This is a genomic window from Streptomyces sp. CNT360 (assembly GCF_000424785.1).
Map to the genome: position 1 here is coordinate 47,538 of NZ_AUKO01000019.1, position 20,842 is coordinate 68,379.

19 protein-coding genes, 1 tRNA gene and 1 riboswitch are annotated in these 20,842 nt (G+C 71.6%); of the genes, 11 read left to right on the forward strand and 9 right to left on the reverse strand.

Annotated features, from left to right (window positions below; genetic code table 11):
* Positions 1–50: 50 nt before the first annotated feature.
* Positions 51–464: a hypothetical protein gene (locus tag H297_RS0117235; protein WP_027738085.1), complete on the reverse strand. Its 414-nt coding sequence runs from the start codon at positions 462–464 to the stop codon at positions 51–53.
* 262 nt (positions 465–726) lie between these two features.
* Between H297_RS0117235 and H297_RS0117240 the strand changes: the two genes are divergently transcribed.
* The gene (locus H297_RS0117240) at positions 727–1,488 is read left to right on the forward strand and encodes an MBL fold metallo-hydrolase (protein ID WP_027738086.1); all 762 of its coding nucleotides are present in this window, start codon (positions 727–729) and stop codon (positions 1,486–1,488) included.
* Positions 1,489–1,635: 147 nt separating this feature from the next.
* On the opposite strand, the gene H297_RS0117245 is transcribed toward H297_RS0117240, so the two are convergent.
* Both H297_RS0117245 and H297_RS0117250 read right to left on the reverse strand, forming a co-directional pair.
* Positions 1,636–2,877 (reverse strand): PTS transporter subunit EIIC, encoded by a 1,242-nt coding sequence (locus H297_RS0117245; protein ID WP_027738087.1) that lies wholly within the window; start codon positions 2,875–2,877, stop codon positions 1,636–1,638.
* 256 nt (positions 2,878–3,133) lie between these two features.
* Entirely contained in the window at positions 3,134–4,459 is a 1,326-nt protein-coding gene (locus H297_RS0117250) for a PTS transporter subunit EIIC (RefSeq protein WP_027738088.1), read from the reverse strand.
* Positions 4,460–4,695: 236 nt separating this feature from the next.
* Between H297_RS0117250 and H297_RS0117255 the strand changes: the two genes are divergently transcribed.
* The 4 genes from H297_RS0117255 (at position 4,696) to rdgB (ending at position 7,100) form a co-directional block, all read left to right on the forward strand.
* Complete coding sequence (locus H297_RS0117255; protein ID WP_027738089.1) at positions 4,696–4,929, forward strand: PTS glucose/sucrose transporter subunit IIB; 234 nt, start codon at positions 4,696–4,698, stop codon at positions 4,927–4,929.
* An 88-nt stretch (positions 4,930–5,017) separates the two neighbouring features.
* Complete coding sequence (gene rph / locus H297_RS0117260) at positions 5,018–5,743, forward strand: ribonuclease PH (RefSeq protein ID WP_027738090.1); 726 nt, start codon at positions 5,018–5,020, stop codon at positions 5,741–5,743.
* A 196-nt stretch (positions 5,744–5,939) separates the two neighbouring features.
* Positions 5,940–6,320: a hypothetical protein gene (locus H297_RS0117265; protein ID WP_027738091.1), complete on the forward strand. Its 381-nt coding sequence runs from the start codon at positions 5,940–5,942 to the stop codon at positions 6,318–6,320.
* 165 nt (positions 6,321–6,485) lie between these two features.
* On the forward strand, positions 6,486–7,100 hold the full coding sequence (gene rdgB / locus H297_RS0117270) for an RdgB/HAM1 family non-canonical purine NTP pyrophosphatase (protein ID WP_027738092.1): 615 nt from the start codon (positions 6,486–6,488) through the stop codon (positions 7,098–7,100).
* 46 nt (positions 7,101–7,146) lie between these two features.
* Here the strand turns inward: rdgB and H297_RS0117275 are convergent.
* The 3 genes from H297_RS0117275 to bcp form a co-directional block, all read right to left on the reverse strand.
* Positions 7,147–7,228: transfer RNA gene (locus tag H297_RS0117275), tRNA-Leu, on the reverse strand.
* 113 nt (positions 7,229–7,341) lie between these two features.
* Positions 7,342–8,850: an MFS transporter gene (locus H297_RS0117280; protein ID WP_027738093.1), complete on the reverse strand. Its 1,509-nt coding sequence runs from the start codon at positions 8,848–8,850 to the stop codon at positions 7,342–7,344.
* Between the two features lie 63 nt (positions 8,851–8,913).
* The gene (gene bcp / locus H297_RS0117285) at positions 8,914–9,390 is read right to left on the reverse strand and encodes a thioredoxin-dependent thiol peroxidase (RefSeq protein ID WP_027738094.1); all 477 of its coding nucleotides are present in this window, start codon (positions 9,388–9,390) and stop codon (positions 8,914–8,916) included.
* A gap of 386 nt (positions 9,391–9,776) precedes the next feature.
* Between bcp and H297_RS0117290 the strand changes: the two genes are divergently transcribed.
* Both H297_RS0117290 and H297_RS0117295 read left to right on the forward strand, forming a co-directional pair.
* A complete protein-coding gene (locus H297_RS0117290) occupies positions 9,777–10,130 on the forward strand; it encodes a DUF3618 domain-containing protein (RefSeq protein WP_027738095.1) in 354 nt (117 codons plus the stop codon).
* Positions 10,131–10,223: 93 nt separating this feature from the next.
* Entirely contained in the window at positions 10,224–10,526 is a 303-nt protein-coding gene (locus H297_RS0117295; protein ID WP_037794493.1) for a GroES family chaperonin, read from the forward strand.
* 239 nt (positions 10,527–10,765) lie between these two features.
* Here H297_RS0117295 and H297_RS0117300 read toward each other — a convergent pair whose 3' ends face one another.
* Positions 10,766–11,089: a DMT family transporter gene (locus H297_RS0117300; RefSeq protein ID WP_027738097.1), complete on the reverse strand. Its 324-nt coding sequence runs from the start codon at positions 11,087–11,089 to the stop codon at positions 10,766–10,768.
* A 29-nt stretch (positions 11,090–11,118) separates the two neighbouring features.
* Positions 11,119–11,186, reverse strand: a riboswitch (guanidine-III (ykkC-III) riboswitch).
* A 43-nt stretch (positions 11,187–11,229) separates the two neighbouring features.
* Positions 11,230–13,578: a transglycosylase domain-containing protein gene (locus H297_RS36825; RefSeq protein WP_486589556.1), complete on the reverse strand. Its 2,349-nt coding sequence runs from the start codon at positions 13,576–13,578 to the stop codon at positions 11,230–11,232.
* A gap of 1,199 nt (positions 13,579–14,777) precedes the next feature.
* Between H297_RS36825 and H297_RS0117310 the strand changes: the two genes are divergently transcribed.
* The 3 genes from H297_RS0117310 (at position 14,778) to H297_RS0117320 (ending at position 17,571) form a co-directional block, all read left to right on the forward strand.
* A complete protein-coding gene (locus tag H297_RS0117310; protein ID WP_027738098.1) occupies positions 14,778–15,584 on the forward strand; it encodes an ABC-2 family transporter protein in 807 nt (268 codons plus the stop codon).
* 73 nt (positions 15,585–15,657) lie between these two features.
* The gene (locus H297_RS0117315) at positions 15,658–16,422 is read left to right on the forward strand and encodes an ABC transporter permease (protein WP_199787226.1); all 765 of its coding nucleotides are present in this window, start codon (positions 15,658–15,660) and stop codon (positions 16,420–16,422) included.
* 207 nt (positions 16,423–16,629) lie between these two features.
* Complete coding sequence (locus H297_RS0117320) at positions 16,630–17,571, forward strand: ATP-binding cassette domain-containing protein (protein WP_027738100.1); 942 nt, start codon at positions 16,630–16,632, stop codon at positions 17,569–17,571.
* Between the two features lie 73 nt (positions 17,572–17,644).
* Here H297_RS0117320 and H297_RS0117325 read toward each other — a convergent pair whose 3' ends face one another.
* Positions 17,645–18,943, reverse strand: coding sequence for an SGNH/GDSL hydrolase family protein (locus H297_RS0117325; RefSeq protein WP_027738101.1), 1,299 nt, complete (start codon positions 18,941–18,943; stop codon positions 17,645–17,647).
* A gap of 325 nt (positions 18,944–19,268) precedes the next feature.
* On the opposite strand from H297_RS0117325, the gene H297_RS0117330 reads away from it, so the two are divergent.
* On the forward strand, positions 19,269–20,699 hold the full coding sequence (locus tag H297_RS0117330; protein WP_027738102.1) for a DUF445 domain-containing protein: 1,431 nt from the start codon (positions 19,269–19,271) through the stop codon (positions 20,697–20,699).
* The last annotated feature ends 143 nt before the right edge of the window (positions 20,700–20,842 follow it).

Sequence of the window (20,842 nt, forward strand, 5' to 3'; positions counted from 1 at the left end):
AAGCCGGCTCCGACCCCGTGCCGAGCGGAGCCGGCGAAGGAGGGAGCGGGTCACTCGGCCAGGTGCCGCACCCGCTCCCAGGCGTCCGGGGTGACCTCGCCGTGCCGGACGCGGAGCCGGGCCAGACCGACCTCGGCGACCGACCCGGGCTCCAGGTAGGCGGGCCCGTCCGGGGCGCCGGAGGGCAGCACCGGCAGCGGTGAGGGCTCGCCCGTGAGCCGCGCGAGCCGGGCGCCGTCGGTCCGCACGGTGAGGACGAGGAAGAGGGGCTCGGAGCCGTCGGGCAAACTGGCCCGCCAGATCTCACCGGGCCGGGGGAGGGGCGCGCCCTCCCGCAGCGCGGCGCGCGCCTCGCGGGCCGCGCCCCTGCGCCGGGGACCGAGCCTGCCGCGCCCGTCCACCAGCGCCGCGACGAAGGCGAGCAGCATCACGGCGCCGAGCGCGAGCCACCACGCGGTGTCCATGGGTGCCTCCCGCCTCCGAGCGCCTGCTGCGGCCGCTGTCCGCACGGCCGGGCTGTCCGCCGCGGCTCGGCCGCCGACGCCCGCGGCCGTCGCGTCCGTGCCCGTGAGCTGTCGGGGAACGACGCTACCCCGCACTGGTGATTCCGCCCACACCGACGCCGCACCGAGGACGCACCGGGACCCGCGCGGCTTACGCTCGGAAGTCCCCTCGTCCACGACACGGGGACTTCTCCCGCTTGCCGTCAACGGAGGTTCCCACTCCATGAAGCTCACCGTCGTCGGCTGTTCCGGGTCGTTTCCGTCCACGGACTCGGCCTGTTCGAGCTATCTCGTCGAGGACGGCGACTTCCGGCTGCTCCTGGACATGGGCAACGGCGCGCTCGGTGAGCTGCAACGCCACTGCGGTCTCTACGACCTCGACGCGATCGCGCTCAGCCACCTGCACGCCGACCACTGCATCGACATGTGCGGCTACTTCGTCGCGCGCTACTACCGCCACGAGGGCGGCCGTTGCGGACCCATCCCGGTGCACGGCCCGCCCGGTACCGAGCAGCGGCTGACCACGGCGTACGCCGACACGCCCTCCGACTCGTCGATGAGCGAGGTCTTCACCTTCCACCAGCTCGCGCCCCGCGGCACCTTCGAGGCCGGCCCCTTCCGGGTCGGCACCGAACGGGTCGACCACCCGGTCGAGGCGTACGCCTTCCGGATCGAACACCGCGACAGCGGAAAGGTGCTGACCTACTCCGGCGACACCGGCCCCTGCCCCGGCCTGGAGGTGGCCGCGCGCGATGCCGACCTCTTCCTGTGCGAGGCGTCGTTCACGGACGGCAAGGAGCAGATCCCCGGTCTCCATCTGAACGGCCGGGAGGCCGGCGAGGTGGCGGCCCGCGCGGGCGCCGCCCGGCTGGTGCTCACCCACGTACCGCCGTGGACGGACCCGCAGGTCAACCTGCGGGACGCCAAGGCCGCCTTCGACGGCCCCGTGGACATGGCGCGCCCCGGCGCCGTCTACGAGCTGTAGCAGCCGTGCGGTGACGGCGTGCGGTGACAGGCGCGCGGGCCATGCGCACGGGCCATGCGTGCGGCGAGGGCCCGGAGGCCGCTGCGACCGCCGGGCCCTCGCCGCTGCTCCCCTCCTCCGGCCGGGGGAGGGACGGTCACTCCGGGATCACTTCGTCAGGTCCTCGACCTCTTCGTCGGGCTCGCGGCCCGGGGTCTTGATGTCCAGCTTCACGATCAGGAAGCGGAAGACCGTGTAGTAGACGGCGGCGAAGCACAGTCCGATCGGGATGATCAGCCACGGTTTGCTCGCCAGGCTCCAGTTGATGGCGTAGTCGATGAAGCCCGCGGAGAAGCTGAAGCCGTCGTGCACCCCGAGCATCCACGTCACCGCCATGGAAACGGCCGTCAGGACGGCGTGCACCACGTAGAGCACCGGCGCGAGGAACATGAAGGTGAACTCGATCGGTTCGGTGATGCCGGTCACGAACGAGGTCAGCGCGAGCGAGACCATCATGCCCGTCACGGCCTTGCGGCGGTGCGGCTTGGCGCAGTGCGCGATGGCGAGGGCGGCGGCCGGCAGGCCGAACATCATGATCGGGAAGAAGCCGGACATGAACTGCCCGGCGCTCGGGTCTCCGGCGAAGAAGCGGGCGATGTCGCCGTGCACGACGTCCCCCGCGGCGTTCTTGAAGTCCCCGATCTGGAACCAGGCCACGGTGTTGAGGAACTGGTGCATACCGACCGGGATCAGCGCCCGGTTGATCAGTCCGAAGATGCCGGCACCGGCGGCGCCCAGCCCCGTCATCCACTCGCCGAACGCGGTGATCGCGTCGCCGATGGGGCCCCAGATCAGGGTGAAGACGACGCCGACGACCAGTCCGATGAAGGCCATCAGGATCGGCACCAGGCGGCGGCCGTTGAAGAAGCCGAGCCAGTCCACCAGCTTCGTCTTGTGGAAGCGCTGCCACACCACCGCGGATATCAGACCCATCAGGACGCCGCCGAGGACACCGGGGTCGTTGTAGACCGGCGGCGTGTCCTCGCCCGCCTTGACCACCGCCTCGTGGACGGGGAAGGCCTCCAGCACGTTCTTGTAGACCAGGAAGCCGACGAGGGCGGCCAGCGCGGTGGAGCCGTCGGACTTCTTGGCGAAGCCGATGGCGACGCCGATGCAGAACAGCAGCGGCAGGTTGTCGAAGATGGCGCCGCCCGCGCCGGAGAACGCGGCGGCCACGTCGTGCCACTTCAGGCCCTTGTCGCCGAAGACGTCGGGCTGACCGAGCCGGTTGAGGATGCCGGCGGCGGGCAGGACGGCGATCGGCAACTGCAGGCTGCGGCCGACCTTCTGCAGTCCTTGGAACAGGCCGGAGCCCCGCTTCTTCGCGGGCGCAGCGGTGTCCGTGCTCATGGGCGTGTGTCCTTCAGGTGGGGGCGGGCGCCGCACGGAGAAGGAGGTGGGGCCCGCTGGTGGTCCAGTCCACAGAGTGGTGTAGACCATTAGTAGCACGGGCACGGTGCCGTTCGGAACGGCCGATTCCAGGTGACCCAGGTGATCCAGGCGATGCAGGTGATCCAGTGAGGTGGCCGACCCCTGCCCTGGGCGGGCAGCCCTGCCGGGCGCGCTACGGGCCGGAGCCGGGAGGCCGGTGCTCACCGGCCGACGCCTACGAGCGCGTGTTGTCCTGCTCGATCTCCTCCGCGACCTCCTCCGGCTCCCGGCCGGGCGTCTTGAGGTCGAACTTGGTGATCACGAAGCGGAAGACCGTGTAGTAGACCACCGCGAAACCCAGGCCGATCGGGATGATCAGCCATGGTCTGGTCGCCAGGCTCCAGTTGATGACGTAGTCGATCAGCCCGGCCGAGAAGCTGAACCCGTCGTGCACGCCCAGCGCCCACGTGAGCGCCATCGAGACACCGGTCAGCAGCACGTGGACGGCGTACAGGACCGGGGCGACGAACAGGAACGAGAACTCGATCGGCTCGGTCACCCCCGTCACGAACGACGTCAGCGCGGTGGAGAGCATCAGGCCGCCCACCACCTTGCGGCGCTCGGGGCGGGCGGCGTGCGTGATGGCCAGCGCCGCGGCGGGCAGCGCGAACATCATGATCGGGAAGAAGCCCGAGGTGAACTGGCCCGCGCTCGGATCGCCCGCCAGGAAGCGGTTGATGTCGCCGTGGACCACCTCCCCGTCCGGCTTCTTGAAGCTCCCGAACTGGAACCACATGAACGTGTTGAGGAACTGGTGCAGCCCGACCGGGATCAGGGCACGGTTGGCGACACCGAAGATCCCCGACCCCCAGGCGCCCAGGTCCGTCATCCACTTGGAGAAGGTGGTCAGCCCGTCGCCGATCGGCGGCCACACCCACTGGCACAGCACGGCGAAGACCAGCGCCACGAACGCCATGATGATCGGCACCAGCCGGCGCCCGTTGAAGAAGCCGAGCCAGTCCACCAGCTTCACCCGGTGGAAGCGCTGCCAGAACCAGGCCGACAGCAGCCCCACGACGATGCCGCCGAAGACCCCGGGGTTCTGGAAGGTGGCCGCGCCGGTGGCCTTGCCTCCCGCGCCCACGCAGGTGCTCATCTCGGTGTCGAAGGACGAGCCGGGCGGACAGGTGGGGAACTGCTGGAGGATGTTGTAGTAGACGAGGAAGCCCGCCACGGCGGCCAGCGCGGTCGAACCGTCGGCCTTGCGGGCCATGCCGATGGCCACTCCCACGCAGAAGAGCAGCGGCAGCCCGAGCGCCGAGTCCAGCAGCGCGCTGCCGGCGCCCTCGAAGACCTTGGCGAGATCGGTCCAGCCCAGCCCCTCGTCGCCGAAGATGTCGGGCTGGCCCAGCCGGTTGAGGATGCCCGCGGCGGGGAGGACCGCGATGGGGAGTTGGAGGCTGCGGCCCATCTTCTGCAGGCCCTGGAAGAAGACGGACACCCACTTGCGCTGCGGCTTCTGGTGGGGCCTGCCCGGCTCGGCTGCGGCGTCGGCGCTCACAAGCCTCCTCCTGACTGGTCGGCCCCTCGTCCGTCGACCGGGCGGCTGACGCATACTGGTGTAGACCTCTAGCGTCGAAGCGGGGCCCGTCGGTGGGACGGCGGGCCCCGCTCGGCGCCGGTAATCGCCATCATTCGCCAGAAAGCGGACGGATGCCCGCGTTGGTGGGCTGATCGTGGGCTAACGTGACAACCACGCTGCCCCGCGTCCACCAGGCCGGAACACAGGAGTAGGACATGGCCACCAAGGCTGAGAAGATCATCGCCGGACTCGGCGGGCTCGACAACATCGAGGAGGTCGAGGGCTGCATCACCCGGCTCCGCACCGAGGTGGGCGACCCCTCCCTCGTCGACGAGGCCGCGCTCAAGGCCGCCGGGGCGCACGGCGTCGTCAAGATGGGTTCCGCGATCCAGGTCGTCATCGGCACCGACGCCGACCCCATCGCCGAGGAGATCAACGACCAGTTGTGACCCCGCGCCCCGGCCGGGGAGGGGGTGGCCCCGGCGGGGAGCCTTCCCGCGTTCGGACCAGGCCGCGGCCGGGGATACGCTCGCCCCCATGTCACGTATCGACGGCCGTACGGCCGAGGAACTGCGCCCCGTCACCATCGAGCGCGGCTGGAGCAAGCACGCCGAGGGGTCCGTCCTCGTCTCCTTCGGCGACACCAGGGTGCTGTGCACCGCCAGCCTGACCGAGGGCGTACCCCGCTGGCGCAAGGGCAGCGGCCTGGGCTGGGTCACCGCCGAGTACGCCATGCTGCCGCGCTCCACCAACACCCGAGGCGACCGCGAGTCCGTGCGCGGCAAGATCGGTGGCCGCACCCACGAGATCTCCCGCCTCATCGGCCGTTCGCTGCGCGCCGTCGTGGACTGCAAGGCGCTGGGCGAGAACACCATCGTGCTGGACTGCGACGTCCTCCAGGCCGACGGCGGCACCCGCACCGCGGCGATCACCGGCGCCTACGTGGCGCTGGCCGACGCGGTCGCCTGGGCGCAGGAGCGCAAGCTCGTCAAGGCCAAGGCGCAGCCGCTGACCGGCACCGTCTCCGCCGTGAGCGTCGGCATCGTCGACGGCACCGCGCTGCTGGACCTGCGCTACGAGGAGGACGTGCGCGCCGAGACCGACATGAACGTCGTGTGCACGGGCGACGGCCGCTTCGTCGAAGTCCAGGGCACCGCCGAGGGGGCGCCGTTCGCGCGGACGGAACTCGACGGGCTGCTCGACCTCGCCGTCGCCGGCTGCGCCCGGCTGGACGCCGCACAGCGCACCGCCCTCGGCCACTGAGCGGCGGCCCCGTCGGATGGGGTCGGGTGGGGCCTGGGCGGGTGGTGCCCTCGGTGAGAGGGAGGGCCCCGGTGGGCGGTGCGGAATCCCGCTGCGGAGCCGGGGAACTTTGCCGCCGCTTTACGCGTCTGACGGGGTGCGGGCCGCACGTGTCGAACCGTGCGGCCCGACCAGTCCCGGGGGAGGGACCACGCCGGTGCTCCGCAGGAACGTCGCGGCCGCGGCAGCGGCCCTCGCACTCGCCGTACCGCTCACAGCGGGCTGCGCGGCCGTCGACCGCGCGCTGGACTGCGCATCCACCGCCTCCGCCGTCGCCGGGTCCGTGGACGACCTCCAGCAGGCCGTCTCCGACGCGGGCGACGACCCTGTCCGCGCCCGGGAGTCCCTGGACGCCATCGAGAAGAACCTCGACAAGATCGAGAAGGAGACGGACGACGGTGACGTCGGTACGGCCGTCTCCACGCTGCGCGACGCCGTCGAGAGCGTCCGCTCCGACGTCGAGGCGGGCCGGACACCCCGCACCCGCCCGGTCACCGACGCGGCCGACGAACTGACCAAGGTCTGCACCCCCGGCTGACCCCCGCGGCGCCGTTCCCGAACGGCTGAAGCGCCCCCCGTCCGGGCCCCGCACGTCACCCGCTCCGGGCCGTAGCCGACCTGCGCCCCTGGGCGACGCCTGGTTCCGGGCACGTGGGTGCCCGCCCGCCGCGGTCGGCGGGCGGGGCGGCGGGATACTGGAGTCATGAGCACCCCACGCCTGGTCCTGGCCACCCGCAACGCCCACAAGGTTGCCGAGCTGAAGTCGATCCTCGCCGAAACCGGTCTCGATCTGGAGCTGGTGGGTGCCGACGCCTACCCGGAGGTTCCGGACGTCAAGGAGACCGGCGTGACCTTCGCCGAGAACGCCCTCCTCAAGGCGCACGCCCTCGCCCAGGCCACCGGGCTGCCCGCCGTCGCCGACGACTCCGGCCTGTGCGTGGACGTCCTCGGCGGGGCGCCCGGCATCTTCTCCGCACGCTGGGCAGGCCGGCACGGCGACGACGCAGCCAATCTCGAACTGCTGCTCGCCCAGCTCTCCGACATCGACGCCCGGCACCGCGCGGCCCACTTCGAATGCGCCGCCGCGCTCGCCCTCCCGGACGGCACCGAACGCGTCGTCAACGGGCAGTTGCGCGGCATCCTGCGGCACGCCCCCGCGGGCGACGGCGGCTTCGGGTACGACCCCATCCTGGAGCCCGACGGGGAGAGCAGGACCTGCGCGGAGCTCAGCGCGGCCGAGAAGAACGCCATCAGCCACCGCGGCAAGGCCTTCCGCGCTCTCGCCCCGCTCGTGCGGGACTCCCTCGCCCGGAGCTGAACCCCCGGGAGACCCACCGGCGAAGGCGGGGTCCGCCGGGGCGCGGTGCGCGAGGGGGGACTCGAACCCCCACGTCCGAAGACACCGGCACCTAAAGCCGTCCCGTCTACCAATTCCGGCACTCGCGCGCGCACGTATCGTACTGCGCACGCACGGCTGCGGGCCGGGGCGGGGTGGCAGCAGGGGCCCGCGTCCCGGTGGACGCGGGCCCCTCGTGGTGCCTTGCTCGTGGTGGTCGCTCTCAGAACGTGGGCTCGTTGGCCTCGGCCCGGGCCAGCGCGATGGCCTCCTCGCGGGTACTGACCGAAGGCGGCGAGCCCTCCAGCGGCCGACGCGCCGTCTCCTTCATGCACGCCACCGCGATGATGCCGAGCACCGCCGCCCCCGAGGCGTAGTAGGCCGGGGCCAGTTTGTCGTGCGTGCTGTCGACCAGATACGTCATCAGACCCGGCGCCGTCCCGCCGAACAGCGAGGTCGCCACGTTGTAGCCGATGGACAGCGAGCCGTAGCGCACATCGGTGGGGAAGAGCGCCGGCAGCGTCGCCGACATCGTGCCCAGCAGGCAGACCAGGCAGGCACCCATCACCAGCAGCCCCAGCAGGACGGCGACGAAGCTGCCCTGCTGGAAGAGGGCGAAGGCCGGAATGGTCAGGATCGCGAACCCGGCCATGCCCGCCATCAGCAGCGGCTTGCGGCCGAACCGGTCGTTGAGGTGCCCCACCCGCTGGATCACCAGCGCCATCGCCACCATCGTGATGATGGCCGCGACCAACTCCATGGAGTTCTCGTACCCCAGAGCGTCGGTCAGGTAGGCGGGCATGTAGGACAGGAGCATGTAGTCGGTGACGTTGTAGGCGGCCACCAGACCGATGCACAGCAGCAGTGTGCGCCACTGCTCGGCGAAGATCGTCTTGAGTTCCTTCTGGGGTGCGTTCTCCGAGAGCCGCGGATCGTTCGCCTCCACGGCGGAGGCCTCGGGGGAGTGCGACGACTGCGCGGCCTGCTTCAGGAAGGCCGGCGTCTCGTCCAGCTTCATCCGCAGGTACAGACCGACCACGCCGATCGGCCCGCCCACCAGGAACGGGATGCGCCAGCCCCACTGGAGCATGGCGTCGTCGCCGAGCGCCGTGTTCAGGATGAGCACCAGGGCGGCCGCGCCGGTGTAGCCCGTCAGGGTGCCCAGCTCCAGGAAGCTGCCGAAGAAACCGCGCCGCTTGTCGGGCGCGTACTCCGCGATGAAGGTGGCCGCACCGCCGTACTCGCCGCCGGTGGAGAAGCCCTGCACCAGCCGGCAGACCAGCAGCAGTACCGGCGAGGCGAGGCCGATGGAGGAGTAGGCAGGGATCAGACCGATGCAGAAGGTGCCGGCCGCCATCAGCACCATCGTCAGGGCGAGCACCTTCTTGCGCCCGATGCGGTCGCCGAGCGGCCCGAAGAACAGGCCGCCCAGTGGCCGCACCAGGAAGGAGGCGGCGAACGCAGTGAACGAGGCCAGGAGCTGCGTACTGCCGCCGGGGAAGAAGACCTTGCCGATGGTGACCGCGAGATAGGCGTAGATCCCGAAGTCGAACCACTCCATCGCATTGCCGACGGCGGCGGCTTTCGTGGCGCGCTTGACCGTGGCCTCGTCCGTCACCGTGATGTCGCTACGACGGACCTTGGGCTTCCGCCTGCGTCTCACAGCGCGGAAGAGGTGCCGGTGCCGCTTGAGGGCAGCCGGGTCGTGGGGCTGATCCTCTTCGTGGTTCATCCCTCATGAGTACCGCACCAGGCGGACCGCAACGCAACACGGGCCCCTCGTTGCCGGGTGCAATTACCCCGAAACCAGCCCGAGATCCTTGATCAGCTTCGCCACGTGGCCCGTCGCCTTCACGTTGTAGAGCGCCCGTTCGACCTTGCCCTGCTCGTCCACGATCACCGTGGAGCGGATGACGCCGGTGACGGTCTTGCCGTACAGCTTCTTCTCGCCGTAGGCGCCGTACGCCTCCATCGTCTCCTTGCCCGGGTCGCCGACCAGCGTGATCTTCAGCGACTCCTTCTCGCGGAACTTCGCCAGCTTCTCCGGCTTGTCCGGGGAGACGCCGATGACGTCGTAGCCCTGACCGGCCAGCAGCTCCAGATTGTCCGTGAAGTCGCAGGCCTGCTTGGTGCAGCCCGGCGTCATGGCCGCCGGGTAGAAGTAGACGATCACCTTGCGGCCGCGCCGGTCGGACAGTGAGACGTCCTTGCCGTCGGCGTCGGGCAGCGTGAAGTCGGGGGCGGTGTCGCCGGGCTGAAGACGCTGACTCATCGGGCTCCTCCACTGCTGTTTCGGGTAGGCGGGGCTGTTCCGGTCCGCCGTGCTGCGCGGGCGCACCGGGTTCGTGCGCGCCGCCCTGTTCCTCTGCGTTTCTCCGCGTTTCTCTGCGTGCCTCCGCACCGGGGGCCGGTCCGCGAGGTCCGTGCCGGGCAGGGCGGTGGGCGGAACCGGTGGGTTCCGCCCGCCTCCGCTGCGGGTACCCGCCGGTAGCAGCGTGCCTGCCAGCGGGACCGGCCGACGGTCGCAGCCGGACCTGCCCGAGCGTAGCCGGAAGCCGCCGTTCGGGGGTGCCGTGGGGCATCGGCCCCGGCAAGCTGACAGGATGGCCGCTGACACACACGGTAGGACGCAGGACTGACAGCGACGGAGGCAGCTCGGTGCCGGAAGCCAGGACCCCCGCGGACATCGAGGCGGACATCGTCCGCAGGCGGCAGGACCTCGCCGCAGCGCTCGACGAGATCGCCGTGCGCGTGCACCCGAAGACGATCATGGGCGACGCCAAGGCGAAGGCCGCCGCCGCGGTGGACCGGACGGCGGGACGCGCGTACGTCGCCGCCAACCGGGCGGTCACCGATGTGCGCGCCCAGTTCGTCACCGAGGACGGCGCCCCGCGCCTGGAGCGTGTCGTGCCCGCCGGGGTGCTGGCCGTCGCCGTGCTCGGCGGGGCCCTCGCGCTGTCGTCCCGTCGGAAGCCCGCAGGCCGCTCGAAGGGCCGCCGCCGTCGTCACTGACGCGGCACCGACGCCGACGCGAGGCTGGGATACGGTCTTCCGGTGAGCTCAAGGACCCCTGCCCCCACACACGATGACAAGCTGCCGATCCGCATGCTGCACGACCGGGTGCTCGTGCGGACCGACAACAGCGAGGGCGAGCGCCGCTCCTCCGGCGGCATCGTGATCCCCGCGACGGCGGCCGTCGGACGCAAGCTCGGCTGGGCCGAGGTCGTCGCTGTCGGCCAGAACGTGCGGACGGTCGAGCCCGGCGACCGGGTGCTGTACGACCCGGAGGACCGGGCCGAGGTCGAGGTGCGGGGCATCGCGTACGTCCTCATGCGCGAACGGGATCTGCACGCCGTGGCCGCCGAACGCCTCCAGGACAGCGACGACTCGACCGGCCTGTACCTGTGACCCTTCGCAGGGCCCGCACCCGCGGGGTCCGTTGACGGACCCCGCACCAGCGCTCCACACGGAGGCGCCCCCGCTCCCGCGGGGCGCCTCACCCGTCTCCGGGCTCCACCGCCGGGGGCAACCCCCGGGCCCCCGGCCGGGTCAGTGGGTGCCGGAGGTGAGTTTGAGGCCGACCACCGAGACCAGCAGGAGAGCGATGCGGTGTCTGTCCGGGGGCAACCCCCGGGCCCCCGGCCGGGTCAGTGGGTGCCGGAGGTGAGTTTGAGGCCGACCACCGAGACCAGCAGGAGAGCGATGAAGAACAGGCGCCCCGGGGTGACGGGTTCGCCGAGCAGCAGCATGCCGACCACTGCGGCGCCGGCCGCGCCGATGCCGACCCACACGCCGTAGGCGGTGCCGATGGGCAGGCTCCTGGCGGCCAGGGACAGCAGCATCATGCTGACGGCGAAGCCCGCGACGGTGAAGACGCTGGGCCACAGCTTGGTGAAGCCCTCGGTGAACTTGAGCCCGATCGCCCAGGTGACCTCGACGAGACCGGCGACGACAAGCAGGATCCAGGCCATGACGGCACCTCCGTGAACACGACTGCGGGGGTGCGTCGTCTTGTCGGTCCCGGTACGGCGCGTCTCGTCGGGACCGGCCCGCCGTGGCGGACCGGTCCTCGGACCGTAGCAAAAGCCGCGACCGGAGGTGGTGGCTCAGCTCACCCGTTGCCGCCTGGCAGACCGCCGCCCGGATCGCCCGGGCCGCCCGCCCCGCCCGGATCACCCGGGTCCCCGCCCCCGCCGGGGTCACCGGGACCGCCGCCCGGGTCGCCGCCGTCGGCACCACCGGTCTCCGGGATGCTCGGACCGTCGGAGGTGGGCGGATCGGAGGTCGGCGGCTCGGGTGAGCTCGGCTCGTCCGGCGGCTCCTCGGTCTCGGTGGGCCTGTCCGGCGGGGAGTCGGAGGACGGCGGGCCGGTCGTCGGCTGCGAGGGATCGGCCGGCGGCGAGCTGGGCACGCTTCCGTTGCCGGAGGTGTCCAGGTCGAAGTCCTTGGCCGGGCGGCCGTCCAGCGCCGCCTTGGTGTAGGCGCCCCAGATCTCCGCCGGGTAGCCGCCGCCGTTGACGCGTTCCTGCCCGCCGGCCCCGTACAGCGGCTTCTGGGCCCCGTTGGCGGGGTCCTTGCCCAGCACCGCGATCACGGTCGACAGGTCCGGCGTGTAGCCCGCGAACCAGGCGGCCTTGTCCTCCTCCGCGGTGCCGGTCTTGCCCGCAGCGGGGCGCCCGGCGGCCTTGGCGGCGGTACCGGTGCCGCCCTCGACGACGCTGCGCAGCCCGGCCGTGGTGGTGTCGGCGGCGGCGCGCGGGACGGCCTGCTTCGGATCGTGTCCGGGCAGGTCGACGACCTCCCCGCCGCGAGTGACCTTGCTGACCATGCTGTACTCGCCGTGCTTGCCGTGGTTGGCGAGCGTGGCGTACGCCTCGGCCATGTCCAGCGGCGAGGCCGCGGCGACGCCGAGCGCGATGGAGCCGTCCTCGGTGAGGTTGGGGGTCTGCTCGGGCAGTCCCAGGTCGACCGCGGTCTGCTTGACCTTCTTGGGGCCGACGTCGATGCCCATCTGCGCGAAGACGCTGTTCACCGACTTGTCCATCGCGGTGGTGACGGGGATCCGGCCGTAGGAGCGCTGGTCCTCGTTGGCGGGCGCGTAGTCGGTGCCCTGGCCGTTGTCGACCACCTCGCGCTTGTTCTTGCCGTCGTAGACCGTGTTCAGCTTGATCGGCCGGCCGTCCTGCGTCTTGGCCTTGTTCTGCAGGGCCGAGGTGAACACGAACGGCTTGAAGGTCGAACCGACCTGGTACTCGCGGTTGGTCGCGCTGTTGGTGTACTGCTCCGTGAAGCCGATGCCCCCGTACATCGCGACGACCTTGCCGGTCTTCGGGTCCACCGAGGCGCCGCCCGCGCGCACGTACTTGTCGGTCTTGCGGTTCTTCTTGTCGAGCTGCGACATCAGCTTGTCGTCGACCGCGTCCCGCATGGCCTTCTGCTTCTTCGGCTGGAAGGTCGTGGTGATCCGGAAGCCGCCGGCGCGCAGGCGCTGTTCGTCGATGATGTGGTTGCTGGTGAGGTAGTTCTTGACGGCCTCCACCAGGTAGCCGCGTTCACCGGACATGTTCCGGGAGGGCTTGGGCTCCTCCGGCTCCGGGAACTTCATGCCCTTCCGGTCGCTCTTCTTGACCCACCCCTCCTGCACCATGCCGTCCAGCACGTAGTTCCAGCGGGCCAGCGCCCGTTTCTTGTTCTCCGGGTGGGCCCTGGTGTCGTACGCGTTCGGCGAGTTGACCAGGGCGGCCAGGTAGGCGCTCTCGGCCGTGGTCAGTTCGCTGATGTCCTTGCCGTAGTAGGCGTGCGCTGCGGACTGGATGCCGTAGGCGTTCCGCCCGAAGTAGCTGGTGTTGAGGTAGCCCTGCAGAACCTCGTTCTTGCTGACCTCGTTGTCCAGCTTCAGCGCGATGAAGAACTCCTTGGCCTTGCGGGTGACCGTCTGGTCCTGGCTCAGGTAGTAGTTCTTCACGTACTGCTGGGTGATCGTCGAACCGGACTGGCGTCCGCCGCCGGTCAGCATGTTCCAGCCGGCGCGGGCCATGGCCTGCGGGTCCACCGCCGACTCGTGGTAGAAGTCGCGGTCCTCGGCGGCCAGCACCGCGTGCTGCGTCGCCTTGGGAACCTTGCTGAGCGGGACGTTCTCCCGGTTGGTGTCGCCGTCCCGGGCGATCTGGCTGCCGTCCGCGTACAGGTAGACGTTGGTCTGCGCCGCCGCCGCCTCGTTCGGGGCCGGGATGCTGACCAGCAGGTAGCCGGCCACCAGCGCGCCCGAGACGAGCAGGACCACCAGCAGGGCGCCGCCGAGCACCATCCGCCACGTCGGCAGGAGCCGGCGCCAGCCGGTGCGGCGCCGCTTCTCCTTGCCTTTCCTGCCCTTCTTGGCGGCCTTGCCCGCCTTGTCGTTCTCTGCGGGCGGGGTGCGTGCGGCACCCGGGCCGCCGGGTGCCGCGGCTGCCTGGCCCATGAGGGCGGTCTCCGCGGCGGGGGTGTCGCCCCCCGCGGAGACGGCCGCGGTGCCCGCCGCGCCCGCTGCCGCCGGGACGGCTCCGGTGGCCCAGGAAGGGGTCCGCCCGTTGCCCCGCCCGCGCTCCTCGGGACCGGTGGCACTCGTGAAGCCCGCACCGTTCTCCCGGGCGGAGCCCCCCTCGGAGCCCGCGTCCCCCTCCGGGGCGGCCTCGCCCTTCGGCGTGGCTGCGCCCGTCGCGGCCTCGCGGTCCGGGGCCTGTCCGCTGTCATGGGTGGCTCCGCCCGTCGCGGCCTCGCCGCTCTTCGGGGCCTCTCCACCCCTCGGGGCGACCTCGCTCTGCGGAGCGCTCCCGTCCTCCGGGGCAGCCTCGGCCTCCGGGGCGGGCTCGCTCTCCGGTGCGGGGGAGCTCTTTTGGGGGGTGCTGCTGGTGAAGGGGATGCGGCTCTTGACGGTGGGCTCTGCCGCCCCATCGCCGCTGTCCGTGGTGCTGCCGGAATCTTTCCTGCCGGAGCCCTCGCCCGCCGCCGCGCCGGTGTCCTCCGAGGCCGCGCCACCCGAGGCGGCGTCACCCGAGGCGGCGTCACCCGAGGGTGCCGTCCCACCCGTGGCACCGGTGTCCCGTCCGGGGGCGGCTTCGTTCCCCGCCGTACCGGCGTCCTCGGGACCGGCCTTCTTCGCGGAGGAGACGTCCCCGGCGGGGTCGGCGCTTCCCCTGGGGGCGGCGCTTCCCTTGGAGCCGGTGGCCCTCGTGGGGCCGGTGACCGTCTCCGGGCCGGATCTGGCACCGCGTGCGGCCCGCTTCGGGGCGGGGTTCGCCGCCGGCCCGGCCGCCTTGCCGTGCTGCTCACCCTTGGCAGGGGAGTCTCCCTCGGCCGGGGGGTTTCCCTTGGCAGGGGAGTCCCCCGGGGGCGGGCTCTTCTCGGGCGGGCCGTCCGACTCCGGCTCACGGCCTTCGGCGTCGCTGTTCGGCTCGTCACTCATGTCTGCAGGGACTCCTCGTCCAATGGCGGGCGATGCGTAGTACGCCCCGTAGAACACTTTCGCACCCTCCGCACCGCAGACCGAGCCCAGGGCGCGGCGGGGTCCGGATATTCGGTGGCGGCCCACCGAGCCGCCGGACTAAGCTCCGTCGCTTCGCCCACGCACGGTTCTCGCACGGAAGTGCTACTGGAAAGACGGTGGAGGAGCTCGAAAGGATGCATCTGCTCCGTCTCAATCTCGCCGTGGCCGCGAGCGGCTTCCGGCGCTACGCCACCTACCGTGTCGCCACGGCGGCCGGCGTCTTCACCAACACCGTCTTCGGTTTCATTCTCGCCTATACGTTCCTCGCACTGTGGCACGAGCGTCCCCACCTCGGCGGGTACGACGAGACGCAGGCGCTGACGTTCGTCTGGGTCGGCCAGGCGATGCTGTCCACCGCCGCGCTGATGGGCGGCGGCTTCCAGGACGAGTTCCACGAACGCGTACGCAACGGCGACGTCTCCATCGACCTCTACCGGCCGGTCGACCTGCAGATGTGGTGGCTCGCCTCCGACCTGGGACGAGCCGCCTTCCAGGTGCTGGGCCGCGGTGTGGTGCCGATGGCCGTCGGTGCTCTCGCCTTCGACCTGGCGCTCCCCTCCTCGCCCACAGTGTGGCTGCTGTTCCTGTGTGCCGTCGTACTGGCGGTGGTGGTCAGCTTCGCGCTGCGCTACCTGTTCGCCCTGTGCAGCTTCTGGCTGCTGGACGCGACGGGGCTGAGCGCCCTGGCGACCCTGCTGAGCCTCTTCTTCTCGGGGATGCTGCTGCCGCTGACCGTCTTTCCCGGCGCGTTCGGCGAGGTGGCCCGCCGGCTGCCGTGGGCCGCCACGCTCCAGGTGCCCGCCGACGTGCTGCTGGGGGCGAGCCCGGACGGGAGCTGGGCAGGGCTCGGCTTCCAGGCGATGTGGGCGGCGGTGCTGCTGGCCGCGGGGCGGCTGCTCCAGGCCGTCGCGACCCGCAAGGTGGTGGTCCAGGGTGGCTGAGGCACTGTCGGCGGCCCGCCGTGGGGCGGGCCGCTTCGCATGGGGGCTGCGCGCCTACGGTTTCATCGCGGTGATGTGGGTGCGCTCCACGATGGCGTACCGGGCGTCGTTCGTGATGATGCTGGCGGCGAACTTCGCGACGACCTTCCTGGACTTCGCCGCGATCATGATCATGTTTTCCCAGGTGACCGAGCTGGGCGGGTTCACGCTGCCCGAGGTGGCCTTCCTCTACGGCACCTCCAGCGTCGCCTTCGGCCTGGCCGACCTGCTGCTGGGTGAGGCGGAACGGATCGGCCGCCGGGTGCGGGACGGCACCATGGACGTCCTGCTGACGCGCCCGGCGCCGGTGCTCAGCCAGATCGCGGCGGACCGGTTCGCCCTGCGCAGGCTGGGCCGGGTCGGCCAGGGCGGGCTCGTCCTGGGCTGGGCGCTGTCGCGGCTGGAGCTGGACTGGACGGCGGGCCGGGTGCTGCTGACCGTCTCGATGGTGCTGTGCGGCGGACTCATCTTCGGCTGCGTGTTCGTACTCGGCGGCGCCTTCCAGTTCTGGGCCCAGGACGCCTCCGAGGTGCCGAACGCCTTCACCTACGGCGGTACGACCCTGCTCCAGTACCCGCCCACGGTGTTCGGCAAGGAGCTGGTGCGCGGGGTGACGTTCGTGGTGCCGCTGGCCTTCGTCAACTGGCTGCCGGCGCTGCGCGTACTGGGGCGGGACGATCCGCTGTCCCTGCCGGGCTGGGTGGACTTCGCCGCGCCTGCCGTCGCCCTGCTGTGCTGCGCGGGCACCGCACTGGTGTGGCGGGCGGGGCTGCGGGCGTACCGCAGCACGGGAAACTGACGGGAGAGGGAGAGCGTGGACGCCGTGCCGGAGACGGACGAGGATTTCGACGAGCGCCGCGAGGTACGTCCCGACGAGCGCCTCCTCCGTGAGGGAGAGGACGAGCGTCTTCCCGCGGGTGGGGAGGGGCGTTCCCCCGCGGGGGGCGACGTGCGTCTGCCCGTCGGAGGGGGTGGGCGTCCCCTTCCAGGAGAGGACGAGCGCTTCATCGACGTCCGGGAGCTGACCAAGACGTTCCGGGTGCGGCGCCGCACCGGTCTGCTGCGCCGTACCAGCAGCGAGGTGCACGCCGTCGACGGCATCTCCTTCGCCCTGCGGCGCGGCGAGATGACCGGCTTCATCGGGCCGAACGGCGCCGGGAAGTCGACGACGATCAAGATGCTCACCGGCATCCTCACCCCCAGCAGCGGAAAGCTGCGGGTCGCCGGGGTGGACCCCTGGCGGGAGCGCACCGAACTGGTGCGCCGCATCGGGGTCGTCTTCGGGCAGCGCACCACCCTGTGGTGGGACCTGCCGCTGCGCGACTCCTACAAGCTGGTGCGCCGTATCTACCGCATCCCGCGGGCCCGCTTCGAGGAGAACCTGGCGCGCTGCGTGGAGCTGCTGGAGCTGGGGGAGCTGCTCGACGTCCCGGTGCGGCAGTTGTCGCTGGGGCAGCGGATGCGGGGCGACATCACGGCGGCGCTGCTGCACGATCCGGATGTGCTCTACCTGGACGAGCCGACGATCGGGCTGGACGTCGTCAGCAAGGCGCGGGTGCGGGAGTTCCTGCTGCAGCTCAACGCGGAGCGCGGCACCACGGTGCTGCTGACCACCCACGACCTCAGCGACATCGAACAGTTGTGCAGGCGGGTGGTGGTCATCGATCACGGCCGTCTGATGTACGACGGTGCTCTCGCGGGGCTGCACGAGGTGGGCCGGGGCGAGCGCACCCTGGTGGTGGACCTGGCACGCGAGCTGCCCCCGATCGAGGACGTGGCCGGGGCCCGTACCGTCCGCACCGAGGGGCCCCGCCAGTGGCTCACCTTCCCCGCCACCGACAGCGCCGCCCCTCTCGTCTCGCACATCGCGGCCCACTACCCGCTGGTGGACCTCTCCCTGCGCGAGCCGGCCATCGAGGACGTCATCGCGCGGATGTACACGAGCTGAGCGGCCTGCACGGGGCCGTGGAGCGTGGGGCCGTGCAGCGACGGGGGCCTCGCGCGGGCGTGGCGGCGGGCCGTCACAGCTTGGCGGGCCGTGCCCCCTTCAGCAGCTTGAGGTCCAGCGCCTGGGCCATGGACCGGAAGCCGTTGTCGCTGGGGTGCAGGTGGTCGCCGGAGTCGTAGGCCGCGCGCAGCCGCTCGGGGTGCGCCGGGTCGCGCAGGGCGGCGTCGAAGTCGACCACGTTGTCGAACACCTTGCCCGCGCGGATCTGCTCGTTGACGGCCTGGCGCACGGCATCCATGCGCGGACGGTAACCACGGTGACCGCCGAACGGCGTCAGGGTGGCGCCCACCACCCGCAGGCCGCGCGTGTGCGCCTGGCGCACCAGGTCCCGCAGGCCGTTCACGATCTTGACCGGGTCCCGCTGCCGCGGCGGCTTGATGATGTCGTTGAGGCCCATCTCCACGACGACGACCTTCACGCCCGTACGGGACAGCACGTCCCGGTTGACGCGGGTCAGTCCGCTGGGCCCGTTGTTGGGCGAGAACTTGCTGCCGTCCACCAGGACGCGGTTGCCGCTGATGCCGGCGTTGAGCACGCTGAGCCGGGGTGCGGCCCGCTCGGTGCGCAGCCGCTCGGCCAGGAAGTCCGTCCAGCGGTGGTTGGCGCCGGGGCTGGAGGTGATCCCGTCGGTGATCGAGTCGCCCAGCACCGCCACGGCGCCGTCGGTCTCGTTGCTCCACACGTCGACCCCGCTCAGGTACCGCCAGTACGGGCTCTGCTGGGTGAAGGCGGTGCCCGACGTGTCCTCGGTACGGTCGCCACCGGCCACATAGCTGGTCTGGCGGGCGTACGGGTGGTAGGTGACCGGCCCGGAGGGCGAGGGGGAGTACGTGGTGACCAGCAGGTCGGCGGCGTGCGGCACGTTGAGCCGCACCGCGTCGCTGGTGACCTCGCCGCCGGCCGGGATGGTGACCGAGGGCCTGTTGCCGAAGCTGAGGCGGCGCATGCTGCCGGCCGCCGCCGTGGGATTGCTGGGGGCCGCGGCCAGGGCGACGGTGGCGTGCGAGACCGTCAGCGGACGGTTGCCGAACAGGTTGGAGACCTGGACACGAGCCTGGGTGCCGCCCACGGCGGTGTGCACGATGTTCCGGATCGACATGTTCGCGAAGCCGTCACGGCTGTGCGGCTCGGCCGCTGCCGGGGCCGCCGACCAGGTGCCGACCCAGTTCCCCGAGGAGGCGGGCGCGGCAGAGTTGCGGGACTGCGCCGAGTCCTCACCCGGTCCGTTCCCGTTGCTGCCCGCTCCGATGAATATCGCGGTCGAGACGAGGACCACGATCGCCGCAAGCCCGGCGAGCAGGGCATAGCCCATGTTCCTGGTCACGCGCGATGGATCTCCTCGAACTGGACGGAGCCCCGGCTCCGGTCGGTCGGCAGTGCCATGATCCCACGAAAGGGGCACGAACCCCCTCGGGGGGCTGTGTGCTCCGGGGGTGTCGGCGGTCGTTCCGACTACGGCACCGGGTCGTCGTTGATGTTGTTCCAGTGCTGCCGATCAAACAGACGCGCACAAGCGGCTGTCCGTTCCACTCGCTTCCGGGCGAGGGAGAATGGCAGTCCCCGAAGCGGCCGCAAGACGGCCGGAAAGCGGCTGCGGGGCGGTGTCCAGGGGCGGTCCAGGGGGACGGTGGGAGCGGATGGAACGGACAAATGAGGGCGAGCGGCTCGGTCATGATGATGCCCACGTGAAACCCGTCACACGCGGTCTCCCCGCTACCGGAGAACCGGATGGAAGCGGGCGCGGCGCACTGCGCCGATCGGGTGCGCCGGGCTCCCCCGGCGGCCCAGGGGGTGGCGGGAGCGGCCACGGAGGGCTGACCGCGGCGGATGAGGAGCGGCGGCGCGGCGTACGGCGGATGAAGGCCATCGCGACCGGCGCCCTGCTGCTGATGGCCGTCGTCTTCGCGCTCGCCACCTGGGCCGGGCATGCGGGCGCCGGCACCTGGACCGGGTACGTGGCGGCCGCCGCCGAGGCCGGCATGGTGGGTGCGCTCGCCGACTGGTTCGCGGTCACGGCTCTCTTCCGGCATCCGATGGGGCTGCCCATTCCGCACACCGCCATCATTCCGACGAAGAAGGACCAGCTCGGTCAGAGCCTCGGGGAGTTCGTGGGGGAGAACTTCCTGTCCGCCGACGTCGTCCGCGGCCGGCTGCGCGCCGTCGGCATCGGCAGCAGGTTCGGCACCTGGCTCGCCCAGCCCGAGAACGCCGAGCGGGTGACGGCCGAGCTGTCCACCGCACTGCGCGGTGCGCTCACGGTGCTGCGGGACTCCGACGTGCAGGCGGTGGTCGGTGAGGCGGTCACCCGCCGGGCCACCGCGCAGGAGGTGGCGCCGGGGATCGGCAGGCTGCTGGAGCGGATCGTCGCGGACGGCGGCCACCGCCGCGTCGTCGACCTGGTGTGCACCCGTGCCGCCGAGTGGCTCGGCGAGCACGGGGATTCGGTCATGGACGCGGTGGCGGGCGGGGCACCCGGCTGGACGCCGCGGTTCGTCGACCGCAGGGTGGGCGAGCGGGTCTACCGCGAACTGCTGCGCTTCGTCACCGAGATGCGGGACATGCCCGATCACCCCGCGCGGGGCGCCGTCGACCGTTTCCTCACCGACTTCGCCGCCGATCTGCGCTCCGACCCCGAGACCCGGGCCCGTGTCGAACGGCTCAAGAACGAGACGCTCGCCCGCCACGAGGTGCAGGACCTGATCGCCTCCGTGTGGGGTGCGGTCCGCGCGATGCTGGTGGCCGCCGCCGAGGACGAGCGCAGCGAACTGCGGGTGCGCGCCCGTGCCGCGCTGCTGTCGCTGGGGCAGCGCCTGGCGGGCGACGGGCGGTTGCAGGGCAAGGTGGACGGGTGGCTGGAGGGCGCCGCCGTCCACCTGGTGACGACCTACCGCGACGAGATCACCTCCCTCATCTCGGAGACCGTCGCGGGCTGGGACGCCGAGCACACCTCGCGGAAGATCGAGGCCCACATCGGCCACGACCTCCAGTTCATCCGCATCAACGGCACCGTCGTCGGCTCCCTCGCCGGCCTCGCGATCCATACCGTGGCCCACCTGCTGGGCGCCTGAGCCGGAGGTTCCGGCGCATCGGGGCGGACCCGCCGGGCCCCGGCACGTCGGGGCGGACCCGCCGGGTCCCGGGGTGCCGCGTCGGGGCCGGGCGGCGGAGGCAAGTGCACGAGGCTACGGTCCAGTACGTGAACGCGGTCTTG